Origin of the sequence: Cognatilysobacter tabacisoli (assembly GCF_003586305.1) — a bacterium.
In the GTDB taxonomy this organism is placed as follows: Bacteria; Pseudomonadota; Gammaproteobacteria; order Xanthomonadales; family Xanthomonadaceae; genus Cognatilysobacter_A; species Cognatilysobacter_A tabacisoli.
This window is the reverse complement of record NZ_QXJI01000001.1, coordinates 1,136,427-1,148,866: the sequence shown is the minus strand read 5'-3', so window position 1 is coordinate 1,148,866 and position 12,440 is coordinate 1,136,427. Positions and strand designations below refer to the sequence as shown.

At 72.5% G+C, this 12,440-nt stretch carries 14 protein-coding genes and 1 tRNA gene; 10 read left to right on the top strand and 5 right to left on the bottom strand.

The window, feature by feature from the left end; genetic code table 11:
• Positions 1-150: 150 nt before the first annotated feature.
• Complete coding sequence (locus D3A60_RS09880; RefSeq protein ID WP_119718497.1) at positions 151-624, bottom strand: peroxiredoxin; 474 nt, start codon at positions 622-624, stop codon at positions 151-153.
• Positions 625-626: 2 nt separating this feature from the next.
• Positions 627-1,187, bottom strand: coding sequence for a glycine cleavage system transcriptional repressor (locus tag D3A60_RS09875; RefSeq protein WP_119718496.1), 561 nt, complete (start codon positions 1,185-1,187; stop codon positions 627-629).
• A 262-nt stretch (positions 1,188-1,449) separates the two neighbouring features.
• Here D3A60_RS09875 and dapA point away from each other — a divergent pair, with 262 nt between their 5' ends.
• Both dapA and D3A60_RS09865 read left to right on the top strand, forming a co-directional pair.
• The gene (gene dapA, locus D3A60_RS09870) at positions 1,450-2,355 is read left to right on the top strand and encodes a 4-hydroxy-tetrahydrodipicolinate synthase (protein WP_119718495.1); all 906 of its coding nucleotides are present in this window, start codon (positions 1,450-1,452) and stop codon (positions 2,353-2,355) included.
• Positions 2,356-2,368: 13 nt separating this feature from the next.
• A complete protein-coding gene (locus D3A60_RS09865; protein ID WP_231120460.1) occupies positions 2,369-2,893 on the top strand; it encodes a hypothetical protein in 525 nt (174 codons plus the stop codon).
• Positions 2,894-2,995: 102 nt separating this feature from the next.
• On the opposite strand, the gene fdxA is transcribed toward D3A60_RS09865, so the two are convergent.
• The gene (gene fdxA, locus D3A60_RS09860; RefSeq protein WP_119718494.1) at positions 2,996-3,319 is read right to left on the bottom strand and encodes a ferredoxin FdxA; all 324 of its coding nucleotides are present in this window, start codon (positions 3,317-3,319) and stop codon (positions 2,996-2,998) included.
• A gap of 132 nt (positions 3,320-3,451) precedes the next feature.
• A tRNA-Glu gene (locus D3A60_RS09855) sits at positions 3,452-3,527 on the bottom strand.
• A 129-nt stretch (positions 3,528-3,656) separates the two neighbouring features.
• Here D3A60_RS09855 and pcnB point away from each other — a divergent pair.
• From pcnB to pgi, 6 genes are all read left to right on the top strand, one after another.
• On the top strand, positions 3,657-5,000 hold the full coding sequence (pcnB, locus tag D3A60_RS09850; protein ID WP_119718493.1) for a polynucleotide adenylyltransferase PcnB: 1,344 nt from the start codon (positions 3,657-3,659) through the stop codon (positions 4,998-5,000).
• Between the two features lie 28 nt (positions 5,001-5,028).
• Positions 5,029-5,520 (top strand): 2-amino-4-hydroxy-6-hydroxymethyldihydropteridine diphosphokinase, encoded by a 492-nt coding sequence (gene folK, locus D3A60_RS09845; protein WP_119719070.1) that lies wholly within the window; start codon positions 5,029-5,031, stop codon positions 5,518-5,520.
• 4 nt (positions 5,521-5,524) lie between these two features.
• On the top strand, positions 5,525-6,361 hold the full coding sequence (gene panB, locus D3A60_RS09840) for a 3-methyl-2-oxobutanoate hydroxymethyltransferase (RefSeq protein WP_119718492.1): 837 nt from the start codon (positions 5,525-5,527) through the stop codon (positions 6,359-6,361).
• 61 nt (positions 6,362-6,422) lie between these two features.
• Positions 6,423-7,271, top strand: coding sequence for a pantoate--beta-alanine ligase (gene panC, locus D3A60_RS09835; protein ID WP_119718491.1), 849 nt, complete (start codon positions 6,423-6,425; stop codon positions 7,269-7,271).
• A 97-nt stretch (positions 7,272-7,368) separates the two neighbouring features.
• Positions 7,369-7,749 (top strand): aspartate 1-decarboxylase, encoded by a 381-nt coding sequence (panD, locus tag D3A60_RS09830; protein ID WP_119718490.1) that lies wholly within the window; start codon positions 7,369-7,371, stop codon positions 7,747-7,749.
• Between the two features lie 13 nt (positions 7,750-7,762).
• On the top strand, positions 7,763-9,271 hold the full coding sequence (gene pgi / locus D3A60_RS09825) for a glucose-6-phosphate isomerase (protein WP_119718489.1): 1,509 nt from the start codon (positions 7,763-7,765) through the stop codon (positions 9,269-9,271).
• A gap of 14 nt (positions 9,272-9,285) precedes the next feature.
• On the opposite strand, the gene queG is transcribed toward pgi, so the two are convergent.
• Complete coding sequence (gene queG, locus D3A60_RS09820) at positions 9,286-10,386, bottom strand: tRNA epoxyqueuosine(34) reductase QueG (RefSeq protein WP_119718488.1); 1,101 nt, start codon at positions 10,384-10,386, stop codon at positions 9,286-9,288.
• 24 nt (positions 10,387-10,410) lie between these two features.
• Here queG and D3A60_RS09815 point away from each other — a divergent pair, with 24 nt between their 5' ends.
• A complete protein-coding gene (locus D3A60_RS09815; protein ID WP_119718487.1) occupies positions 10,411-11,937 on the top strand; it encodes an NAD(P)H-hydrate dehydratase in 1,527 nt (508 codons plus the stop codon).
• Entirely contained in the window at positions 11,934-12,425 is a 492-nt protein-coding gene (tsaE, locus tag D3A60_RS09810) for a tRNA (adenosine(37)-N6)-threonylcarbamoyltransferase complex ATPase subunit type 1 TsaE (protein WP_119718486.1), read from the top strand. Before D3A60_RS09815 ends, tsaE begins: the two co-directional genes overlap by 4 nt.
• Positions 12,426-12,440: the final 15 nt, after the last annotated feature.

The window sequence follows — 12,440 nt, the reverse complement described above, 5'->3', positions numbered from 1 at the left end:
GAGGAAACAGCTTGGTGTGGGTACGGCAGGTGGAGCAGGTGCGCGCGGTGGTGCGGTGGGGCGTGGAAACGCAACCAGTGGAAAGCGCACGGCGAAACGCCACCACGGGCCCGCGGGGCGGGGTGGTGGAGGCGTTCGTGGCCAGTGGGATCACTTCTTGGCGGCTGCCTTGAGCGCGTCGAGGACGGCCTGCGCGTGGCCCGGCACCTTCACCGGTCGCCATGACTGCGCGATGACACCGTCGGGGCCGATCAGGAAGGTGCTGCGCTCGATGCCGAGCACCTTGCGGCCGTACATGTTCTTTTCCTTGATCACTCCGAACGCGTTGCACAGCGCTTCGTCGGCGTCGCTGACCAGGTCGAACTTGAACCCCTGCTTGGCGCAGAAGTTCTGGTGCGACCTGATCGAGTCGCGCGAGACGCCCAGCACCGTGGCGCCGAGCTCCTTGAACTGCGGCAGCAGCGCGTTGAAGTCGATGCCCTCGGTCGTGCAGCCCGGCGTGGAGTCCTTCGGGTAGAAGTACAGCACCACCCAGTGGCCGGCGTGCTCGCCGAGTGTCGTCGTCGCGCCGCTCGACAGCGCAAGCGGCAGGGAAGTCGGGACGCGGTCGCCGGTGTCGAGCATGCTCAGAACTTCATCGGGTCCATGATGGCGTCGAGGTTGAGGTGGTCGCAGAACTCGAGGAAGTCATCGCGCAGCGCGGCGATGTGCATGCTCGACGGCACCCCGATCGTCACCTGGGCGGAAAACATCTCCGCACCGGTCTGCATCGCGCGGTAGCGCGAGCAGTGCAGGCTCTCGATCGTGATGCCCTGGCGGTCGAAGAAGTCCGCCAGCTGGAACAGGATGCCGGGCTTGTCCGCGGCCACGACCTCGACGACGTACGGCAGCAGGTTCGACTGCACCTGCTTGGGGCCGGTGCGGTACCACACCAGCTTCAGGCCTTCCTCGCGCTCGAGCCGGGTCAGCATCGCCTCGAGCTTGGCGACCGCGTCCCACGAACCGACCGCCAGCGCGGTGACCGAGACGTCGCGGCCGACCGTGGACAGGCGGGTGTCGACCAGATTGCAGCCGCTGTCGGCGATCCGGCGGGTCACCGACAGAAGCGGGGACTCCGGATGCGTCGTATAGGCGTTGATCAGGAGGTGGTTCTCGTTCGGCGACGGCCGGGAAGCGGAATCAGTCAAGGCGGCGCCTGCAGGAGGTGGGCGGCGGCGAGCCGGCGCCCAGTTACTGAACGACCACAGCACGCGGGCTGCGGCATTGCAGCGAGCATACTTGCCCGTGCTTTCGGCCCGCAAGTAACATCGGCGCGGAGTTCCACCGCTTCACGCCGCACCGTTCGCCCGCTTTCCGCCACACGCCCGCCGGGCCTGCGCCCGGGTGCTGTGCCGCCCGCGTCGACGCGCGCGGCGTCGGCGGCCACCTCCGCTTCCAAGGGTCATCCACTTGCGACTTTCCGGCAGCATCACCGCGCTGGCGACGCCGTTCGACGCGTCCGGCGAAATCGACCTCGACGCCTGGCGCCGACTGCTCGCGCTGCAGCTGGAAGGCGGCACGCAGGGGCTCGTGGTCGCTGGGTCGACCGGCGAGGCCGCCGCGCTGTACGACGCCGAGTACGACACGCTGCTGCGCAGCGCGGTGGAGTTCGTCGCCGGCCGCGTGCCGGTGCTCGCCGGCACAGGCCAGTCGAACACCGCCAAGACCATCGAGGCCACCCGCCGTGCGCGCCTGCTCGGCGCCGACGCCGCGCTGGTCGTCACGCCGCCGTACGTCCGCCCGACCCAGGCCGGGCTGGTTGCCCACTACCGCGCGATCGCCGACGACGGCGCGCTGCCGGTCGTGCTCTACAACGTGCCCGGCCGGACCGGCGGCGACCTGCTGCCGGAGACCGTCGCCGAACTGCACACGCACGAGCGCATCGTCGGCATCAAGGAAGCGCGCAGCGAACCCGAGCGCATGTCCGCGCTGCTGGCGTTCAAGGGCAGCGGCTTCAGCGTGCTCAGCGGCGACGACCCGACCGCATGCCGCGCGATGCTCGCCGGCGCCGACGGCGTGATCTCGGTCGCGTCGAACGTGCTGCCCGGCGCGTTCCGCCGGCTGTGCGACCTCGCGCGCGCCGGCCAGGGCAGCGAAGCGACCGCGTGGGATGCGCGCATGGTCGGCATCTACGAATTCCTCGGCTGCGAGCCCAACCCGATCCCGGTCAAGGCGCTGCTGGCGCGCCAGGGCCTCGGGCACGGGCTGCGACTGCCACTCCTGCCGCTGTCGCCGGCCTACCAGTCTTCCGTCCCGGCGATCGCCGCGGCGATCGACGCACTCGAAAAAGCCTGCGGCGCTGCTGCCGCGGCCTGACCTGGAGCACTGCATGCGCGTTTCCGCTTCCACCTTCCGCTCCACGCTTCCGCGCGCCGCGCTGATCGGCCTGCTGGTCGCCGGCGTCGCCGCCACCAGCGGCTGCGGCTGGTTCCGCAAGGGCGACAAGCTGTACGGCCCGAGCGCCGACCAGCGCCCGCTCGAGGTGCCGCCGGAGCTCGACATCGCCGCGGCGCAGGCCGCCGACGGCGGCGCGCTGGCGTCGCAGCGACAGGGCGGCGCGACGCCGCAGGCCGCCGCCGAAATGGCCGTGGGCTTCAATGCGCCGGGCGAGCGCGACGCGGTGTTCGCGCAGGTCGGCACGGCCCTGGCGGCCACGCCGGGCGTGACCGTCGCGACCCAGGCGCAGCTGCTGGGCGTGTTCGACGTGGCGTACGAGGGCAGCAACTTCCTCGTGCGCGTGTCGGCGATCGAGGGCGGCTCCTACGTGTCGGCGGTCGATCCGCGCGGCGTGCCGGCCGGTGGCGAGGCCCCGCGCAAGCTGATCGACGCGCTGAAGGCGGCGATCGTCAAGTAATCCGTCGCGCCATCGACGGCCCGGTCCGGGCCGGATGCGAAACGGGCGCCTCGCGGCGCCCGTTTTCGTTGGTGGGAGGAAGGGGCGCGCGCTGCAGTGCGCTCAGCGCTCGAGCAGGTCCAGCTTGCCGGGCTTGCCTTCCCACTCCTTGGCGTCGGGCAGCCCGTCCTTGCGCGTCGTTATCACCGGCCAGGCCTTGGACAGCTCGGCGTTGAGCTGGACGAACACTTCCTGACCGGCGGGCACGTCGTCTTCCGGGTAGATCGCGTTGACCGGGCACTCCGGCTCGCACAGCGTGCAGTCGATGCACTCGTCCGGATCGATCACCAGGAAGTTCGGGCCTTCGTGGAAGCAGTCGACCGGGCACACCTCGACGCAGTCGGTGTACTTGCACTTGATGCAGTTCTCGGTGACGACGAAGGGCATGGCGGAATCCGGTCCGGTCGATCTGGGGGGCGCCAGTGTAGCGAGTCGGCGCGGGGCGCCCAAACGCCCGGGCGCGCGCTGCGGAGCCGCAAAAGACGAAGCCCGCGCATCGCTGCGCGGGCTTCGGGTGTTTGGCGCTCCCTACGAGATTCGAACTCGTGTTTTAGCCTTGAGAGGGCCACGTCCTAGGCCTCTAGACGAAGGGAGCAGGGTGGTGCGGACTTCTGTCCCCCAGCCGGGCCCTCAACCCGGCGTGGCCCGCTAGTATATGCTGCGTGTTTTCGGCCGGCAACGGTCCATTCCCACCTTTTTTCGAGTCCGCGGCCACGCCCGCCCGATGACCCCCCAAGACCCCAACGTAACCACCTCGCTCCGGGTCATCCCCCGGGACCAGCACTCCGTCTCGCGCAAGGACATCAGCCCGAACGCCCTGCGCGTGCTCTATCGCCTGCGCGAAGGCGGCTTCGGCGCGTTCCTCGTCGGCGGCGCCGTGCGCGACGCGCTGGTCGGCGGCCACCCGAAGGACTTCGACGTCGCCACCGACGCCACGCCCGAGCAGGTCCGCGCGCTGTTCCGCAACTGCCGGCTGATCGGGCGCCGCTTCCGCCTGGCGCATGTCGTTTTCGGCCGCGAGATCATCGAGGTCGCCACGTTCCGCGCCAACATCGACGACGGCAGCGGCGACCGCGAGACCCACGAGGGCGGGCGCGTGCTGCGCGACAACGTGTTCGGCTCGATCGAGGACGACGCGGTCCGCCGCGACTTCACCGCCAACGCGCTGTACTACGCGATCGAGGACTTCTCGATCCGCGACTACGTCGGTGGCTTCGAGGACGTGCAGAACCGGCTGATGCGCCTGATCGGCGACCCGGAAACGCGCTACCGCGAAGACCCCGTGCGCATGCTGCGCGCGGTGCGGCTGGCGGCCAAGCTCGACTTCGAGATCGAAGCCGCAACCGCCGCGCCGATCCCGATGCTCGCCCCGCTGCTGGCCGAATCGGCGCCGGCCCGGCTGTTCGAGGAGTGCCTGAAGCTGTTCCTGTCGGGTCACGCGGTCGCCAGTTTCGAACGGCTCGAGCGCCACGGCCTGCTGTCGGCGCTGCTGCCCGAGACCGCGGCTGCGCTGGCGTCGAACCGCAGCGGTGCGCTGCGGCGGATGCTGCTGGCGGGCCTGGCCGGCACCGACCAGCGCGTGGCGAACGACGAACCGGTGTCGCCGGCGTTCCTGTTCGCGCTGCTGCTGTGGCCGGCCTACTGCCGCTCGCTGATGGCGCTGCAGGCGCGCGGCATGCACACCGCGGAAGCCCAGCGCCGCGCGGCCGACCAGGTCACCGTGCACCAGCTGCAGCGCATCGCGCTGCCGCGCCGGTTCTCGCTGCCGATGCAGGAGATCTGGCTGCTGCAGTCGCGCTTCTCGCAGCGCCAGCGCAAGCGCGTATTCCGGCTGCTGTCTCACCCGCGCTTCCGCGCCGCGTACGACTTCCTGCTGCTGCGCCTGACCGCGTCGAACGAGCACGCCGCCGACGTCGAATTCTGGCGCGAGGCCCAGCTCGAGTCCGGCGACGCGCTGTCGGCGCGGCTCGAGGCCGAGGCGCACGGCGATGGCGACACCGACGACGCGGCGCCACGCAAGCGCCGCCGGCGCCGACGCAGCGGCTCGGCCGTCGCCGCCGGCGAGTGAGCCCGGCGCGCGTGGCCGCCTGCGCGTGCTGACGTCCAGCTACATCGGCCTGGGCGGCAACGTCGGCGACGTCGCCGCGGCGATGGCCCGCGCGTTCGACGCGCTGGGCGCGCTGCCGGACAGCGCGCTGGTTGCCACCTCGCGTCTGTACCGCACGCCCGCGTGGGGCGTGACCGACCAGCCCGACTTCATCAACGCCGTCGCCCGGCTCGACACCGCGCTGTCGCCGCGCGCGCTGCTGGAGGCGCTGCTGGCGATCGAACGCGACGCCGGGCGCACGCGCCTGGCCGACGGCAGCGACCGCTGGGGCCCGCGCACGCTCGACCTCGACCTGCTGCTGTATGGCGATCGGGTCATCGACGAGCCCGGGCTGCACGTTCCGCACCCGCGGCTGCACGAGCGCGCGTTCGCGCTGGTGCCGCTGGTGGAGATCGCCGCCGATGTCGTCATTCCCGGCGTCGGCCCGGCGCGCGACGCGCTCGCCGCGATGGCGCCTGCCGACATCGAGGCGCTAGGCTAGCCGCATGTACACCAGCCCCCCGAATCCGAGCGCGAGCGCGCCGGCCAAGCCGTGGACCGTGCCCGCGCTGCGCGAGGCCAAGCGCGACGGCCGTCGACTGGCGATGCTGACCTGCTACGACGCCGGCTTCGCCCGCGTCTTCGATGCGGCCGGGATCGACCTGATCCTGGTCGGCGATTCGCTGGGCATGGTCGTGCAGGGACACGCCAGCACGCTGCCGGTGACCGTCGCCGACACGGCGTACCACACCGCCTGCGTCGCCCGCGGGCTCTCCCGCGCGCTGCTGGTCGCCGACCTGCCGTTCCAGTCCGACGCCACGCCCGAGCGCGCGCTCGACGCGGCGACGGCGCTGCTGCAGGCCGGCGCCGGGATGGTCAAGCTCGAAGGCGCCGGCCACAAGCTCGACGTGATCCGCTTCCTGGTCGAGCGCGAGATCCCGGTGTGCGGCCACCTCGGCCTGACCCCGCAGTCGGTGCTGCGACTGGGCGGCTACAAGGTGCAGGGCCGCGACGAGGCGGCGGCCGCGCGGCTGCGCGACGACGCCCGCGCCGTGCAGGACGCCGGCGCGTCGCTGCTGGTGCTCGAGTGCGTACCGACCCCGGTCGCCGCGGCGATCACCGCCGACCTCGACATCCCGACGATCGGCATCGGCGCCGGCCCGCAGTGCGACGGCCAGGTGCTGGTGCTGCACGACATGCTCGGCCTCGACAGCGGCCACCGTCGCCCGCGCTTCGTCAAGGACTTCCTCGCCGGCGGCGGCTCGGTCGCCGGCGCGGCCGCGGCATTCGCGCAGGCCGTGCGCGACGGCAGATTCCCCGACGCCGAGCATTCCTACGCCTGACCGGCGCCTGCCGCGCGGTCCCCGCGCGCCCCGCATCGCGCGATCCGACAACGAGACCGACATGATCGACACCGTCCGCGACCTCGACACGCTGCGCGACCGCGTCGCCGGCTGGACGCGCGCCGGCCTGCGCGTCGGCTTCGTGCCGACGATGGGCAACCTGCACGCCGGCCACCACTCGCTGGTGCGGCTGGCGCGCGAGCAGGCCGACCGCGTCGTCGCCAGCGTGTTCGTCAACCCGACCCAGTTCGGCCCGAACGAGGACTTCGCGCGCTACCCGCGCACGCCCGAGGCGGACGCCGACGGGCTCGCGGCCGCCGGCTGCGACCTGCTGTGGCTGCCGTCGGTCGAAACCATGTATCCGTACGGCGCCGCCGGCGCGGTGCAGGTGCGCGTGCCGGGCGTGACCGACGTGCTGGAGGGCGCGCATCGCCCCGGCCATTTCGACGGCGTCGCGACCGTGGTCGCGCGGCTGTTCAACCAGGTGCGGCCGCACGTGGCGGTGTTCGGGCGCAAGGACTACCAGCAGCTCGCGGTGATCCGCTACCTCGAGCGCGACCTGGCGTTCGGCATCGAACTCGTTGCCGCGCCGACGATCCGCGAAGCCGACGGCCTGGCAATGAGCTCGCGCAACCAGTACCTGTCGCCGGACGAGCGCCCGCGCGCGGCGGAGATCCACGCCACGCTGCAGGCGATGCGCGAGGGCGTGCAGGGCGGGGCGCCATCCGAGGCCGTCGAGGCGCAGGCGGTGCAGCGGCTGACCGCGGCCGGCTTCGACGTCGATTACGCCGCGGTTCGGCGGACCGACCTGATCCCGGCGGGGGGCGACGAGCGCGGGCCGCGGGTGGCCCTGGTGGCTGCCCGCCTGGGGCGGACGCGGCTGATCGACAACCTCGAATTCGAAACCTGAACGTTGCGCGGGCGGGGGCGCACCGGCATGTTGCATTGCGCCATCCGTTGCTAAACTTTCGGCTTCACGCCCGCACGTCGCGGACGGAGCCACCGCCATGCACCTGAATGTCCTGAAGGCCAAGATCCACCGCGCCACGGTCACCCACGCCGAGCTGCACTACGAAGGCTCGTGCGCGATCGACGGCCGCCTGCTCGACATCTCGGGCATCCGCGAGTACGAGCAGATCCACATCTACAACGTCAACAACGGCCACCGTTTCGTCACCTACGCCATCCGCGGCGAAGAGGGCAGCGGCGTGATCTCGGTCAACGGTGCGGCCGCGCACTGCGCCCAGCCGGGCGACCTGGTGATCATCTGCGCGTACGGCGTCTGCGACGAGGCCGAGGCGGCCAAGTACAAGCCGACGCTCGTGTACGTCGACCGCGACAACGCGCTGACCCACACCAACCGCTCGATGCCGGCCCAGGCCGCCTGACGCCCGGAGCCCCATGGACGCCGACACCCGCCTGAGCCACCTCCGTGCCCAGGCCGGGCGCGTGCTGCGCACGCCGCTGCCGAGGCTGATCGCGGCCGATCCCGCCCGCGCCCACGACCTGGCGCTGCGCGTCGGTCCGGTCTACGCCAACTTCGCCCGACAGTACTACGACCGCGAGGCGCTGCAGGCGCTGTTCGACGCGGCCGAGGCGGTCGACGCGCGCGGCCGGCTGCGCGCGCTGTTCGACGGCGAGCGCATCAACCACACCGAGGACCGCTCGGTCCTGCACACCGCGCTGCGCGGCAGCCATTCCGACGCGCCGGTAGCGCGCGACGCGCACGCCCAGGCGCTCGAAGCGCGCGGTCGGATGCGCGCGCTGGTCGACACGCTCGCCGCGACCGACGTCACCGACGTGGTCAGCGTCGGCATCGGCGGCTCGGACCTCGGTCCGAGGCTGGCGGTCGACGCCCTCGCTGCAGCGGGTCACGACCGCGTCCGCGTGCACTTCCTGTCCAACGTCGACGGCCACGCCGCGCAGCGCGTGCTGGCGCGCCTCGATCCGTCGCGTTCGGCCGCGCTGCTGATCTCCAAGACGTTCGGCACCCAGGAGACGCTGCTCAACGGCGCGATCCTGCGCGACTGGCTGGGCGGCACCGAGCGGCTGTTCGCCGTCTCGGCCAACGTCGAACGCGCGGCGACGGCATTCGACATCCCGCCCGAGCGCATCCTGCCGATGTGGGACTGGGTCGGCGGGCGCTACTCGCTGTGGTCGGCCGTCGGCCTGCCGATCGCGCTCGCCATCGGCATGGACGGCTTCGAGCAGATGCTCGCCGGCGCCGCCGACATGGACGCGCACGTGCTGCACACGCCGATCGAGCGCAACCTCGCGGCGTGGCACGCACTGACGGCGGTGTGGAACCGCAACGCGCTGGGCCTGACCACGCACGCGGTGCTCGCCTACGACGAGCGGCTCAAGCTGCTGTCGAACTACCTGCAGCAGCTGGTGATGGAAAGCCTCGGCAAGTCGGTGCGCGCCGACGGCTCGCCGGTGGCGGTCGACACCGTGCCGGTGTGGTGGGGCGGGGCGGGCACGGACACGCAGCACAGCTTCTTCCAGGCGCTGCACCAGGGCACCTCGATCGTGCCGGCCGACTTCATCGGCGTGGTCCGCAGCGACGCGCCGTTTGCCGACAACCACCGCGCGCTGCACGCGAACCTGCTCGCGCAGACCGAGGCGTTCGCCAACGGCCAGGCCAGCGACGACCCGCACCGGGCGTACGCCGGCGGCCGCCCGAGCACGACGATCCTGCTCGATGCGCTGACGCCGCACAGCTTCGGCGCGCTGCTGTCGATGTACGAGCACAGCGTCTACCTGCAGTCGGTGGTGTGGGGCATCAACGCGTTCGACCAGTTCGGCGTCGAACTGGGCAAGCAGGTCGCGAACCGGCTGCTGCCGGCGCTGGCCGGCGAGGCCGAGGCCGATGACCCGGTGACGCGCGCGCTGATCCAGCAGCTGCGCTGAGGCGAACGCGCTACCTACGCGCCGTGGCGCTGGAGCGCCCAGTCGATGTGTTCGCGGACCATCTCGCTCACGCCGTCGCGGCGCGCGCGCAGCGCGTCGACGACGGCCGGCGAGGTCGGCGCGTTGCCGAGCGCGACGGCCAGGTTGCGCAGCCAGCGCTCATGGCCGCTGCGGCGGATCGCGGTGCCTTCGGTGCGGCGCAGGAACTCGTCCTCGTCCCACGCGAACAGGTCGAGCAGCGTCGCGCGGTCGAGGTCGTTGCGCACGCGGAAGTCCGGTTCATCGGTGCGTTTGGCGAACTTGTTCCACGGGCACACGAGCTGGCAATCGTCGCAGCCGAAGATCCGGTTGCCGATCAGCGGGCGCAGCGCCTCGTCGATCGCGCCTTCGTGCTCGATCGTCAGGTACGAGATGCAGCGCCGCGCATCGAGCCGGTGCGGCGCGACGATCGCCTGCGTCGGGCAGATGTCGATGCAGCGCACGCAGGTGCCGCAGTGGGCGGTGGCCGGCGCATCGACCGGCAGCGGCAGGTCGACGTAGATCTCGCCGAGGAAGAACCACGAGCCGCCGTCCCGGTCGATCAGGCACGTGTGCTTGCCGATCCAGCCGAGCCCGGCATTGCGCGCGAGCGCGCGCTCGAGCACCGGCGCCGAATCGACGAACACGCGGTGGCCGAACGGACCGACCTCCTCGGCGAGCCGGTCGGCCAGGCGCTGCAGGCGCTGGCGCATCAGCTTGTGGTAGTCGCGGCCGAGCGCGTAGCGCGCGACGTAGGCGCGCTCGCCGTCGGCCAGCGTCTGCCACGCTTCCTCGTCGTCGCGGCGGCCGTAGTCCAGCCCCACGGAGATCACCCGCAGCGTGCCCGGCACCAGCTCGCGCGGGCGCGAGCGCATCTGGCCGTGCCGCGCCATCCAGTCCATCGACCCGTACAACCCCTGCGCGAGCCAGTCGCGCAGGTACGCCTCGTCGTCGCCGAGCTCGATGCCGGTGATGCCGCAGCGCTGGAATCCGTACTCGTGCGCCAGCGCGCGGACGAGGCCGGCCAGCGCCGCATAGTCCGGCGCGTCGGGTCGTCCGGCGTCGCCAGCGTCGGTCGGTGGGAGGGAAGCGCGCATCGGGGCCAAGTATAGAATCGCGCCATGCATGCCGATGCCGCCCTGCTGGACACCGCCGCGCTGCGCGCGATCGAAGCGCGGGCCGCCGACGCGCTCGGAGACGGGTTCGAACTGATGCGCCGCGCCGGGCAGGCTGCGTGGCAGGAGTCGCTGCGCCACTGGCCGCAGGCGCTGCGCATCGTCGTGGTGTGCGGGCCGGGCAACAACGGCGGCGACGGCTACGTGTTCGCCATGCGCGCGCGCGAGGCCGGCCGCGAAGTGCGCGTGCTGCGCCTGCCCGACCACGCGCCGCGCAGCCCGCTGGCCAAGCGCGCGTGCGCAGCCTTCGAGGCGGCCGGCGGCCGGGTCGAGACGGCGCAGCCGGCCGCGTTCGCGCGTGCCGACCTGGTGGTCGACGCGCTGTTCGGCATCGGCCTGGCGCGTGCGCCTGACGACGCCACGCGCGCGCTGATCGACGCGATCAACGCCAGCGGCGCGCCGGTGTTCGCGCTGGATGTGCCCAGCGGCGTCGATGCCGAGCGCGGCCACGTGCCGGGCGCGGCGGTGCGTGCGATGCGCACGATCGAGTTCATCGCGCCCAAGCGCGGGCTCGTCACCGGTGCGGCGCTCGACCACGTCGGCGAGCGTTCGGCGGCCACGCTGGGCTGCGAGGCGTGGCTCGCGCAGCACGACGAGGCCGTCGAGCGCATCCGCGAGCCCGACCTCGCGCGCTGGCTGTCGCCGCGTCGACGCGACTCGCACAAGGGCGCCAACGGCCGCGTGCTGTGCGTAGGCGGCGACCACGGTGGCGCCGGCGCGATCGCGCTGTGTGCGCAGGCCGCGCTGCGCAGCGGCGCCGGGCTGGTCGATGTCGGCACGCGCACGGCGCATGTCGGCGGCCTGCTCGCGCGTTTGCCCGAGGCGATGGTGCACGCGCTCGACGCCGGCGACCCGATGGCGGCCATCGACGAACTGCTCGCGCGCGCCGGCGTGGTCGCCGTCGGCCCGGGCCTCGGCCGCGGCGAGTGGGCGCAGGCGCTGTTCGCGCGCGTTCTCGCGTCGGCGCGCCCGCTGGTGCTCGATGCGGACGCGCTGAATCTGCTTGCCGAGCTGGCCGCATCGCTGCCGCGCGACTGCGTGCTGACTCCACACCCCGGCGAAGCCGCGCGGCTGCTCGGGTCGTCTGCCGGCGAGGTGCAGGCGGATCGCTATGCCGCTGCGCACGCGCTGTGCGAACGGTTCGATGCCGTCGTCGTGCTGAAAGGCGCCGGCACGATCGTCGCCGCGCCGGGGCGCGCGGCGTGCGTGATCGGCGCGGGCAATCCGGGCATGGCGGTCGGGGGCATGGGCGACGTGCTGTGCGGCGTGATCGCCGCGCTGCGCGCGCAGGGGCTCGGCGCGTTCGATGCGGCGTGCGCCGGCGCGCTGCTGCATTCGTCGGCCGGCGATCACGCCGCGCTCGACGGCGGCGAACGCGGCCTGCTGCCGAGCGACCTGATGCCGTGGCTGCGCCGGCTCGCCAATCCGGAACACGGCGCACCGGCGCGCGCCGATGCCGAGCGCAAGATATGACGACGGACACGACTACGACCCAGTGGCTTTCCGACGCTGAGGCGACGGCGAGGCTCGGTGCTGCGCTGGCGGCGACGCGCCCGGCGCACGCGGTGGTGCACCTGCTCGGCGACCTCGGCGCGGGCAAGTCGACGCTGGCCCGCGCGCTGCTGCGCGCGCTGGGCGTGCAGGGCGCGATCAAGAGCCCCACCTACACGCTGGTCGAGCGCTACCCGCTGTCCGCCGGCGGCGAGGCCTGGCACCTGGACCTGTACCGGATCGGCGACGCCGGCGAACTCGAATTCCTCGGGCTGGACGGCGACGAGGTCACGCTGTGGCTGGTCGAATGGCCCGATCGCGGCCGCGGCGGACTGCCGGCGCCGGACCTGGTCGTCGAACTGGCGGTCGAGCGCGGCGGTCGCCGGGCGACGCTGAGCGGAGCCAGCCCCGCGGGCGCCGCGTGGGTCGACGCGGTGGGTGCCGGGCAGGGGGTTGCAGCCGGTTCCTGAACGATTTGGCAGGAA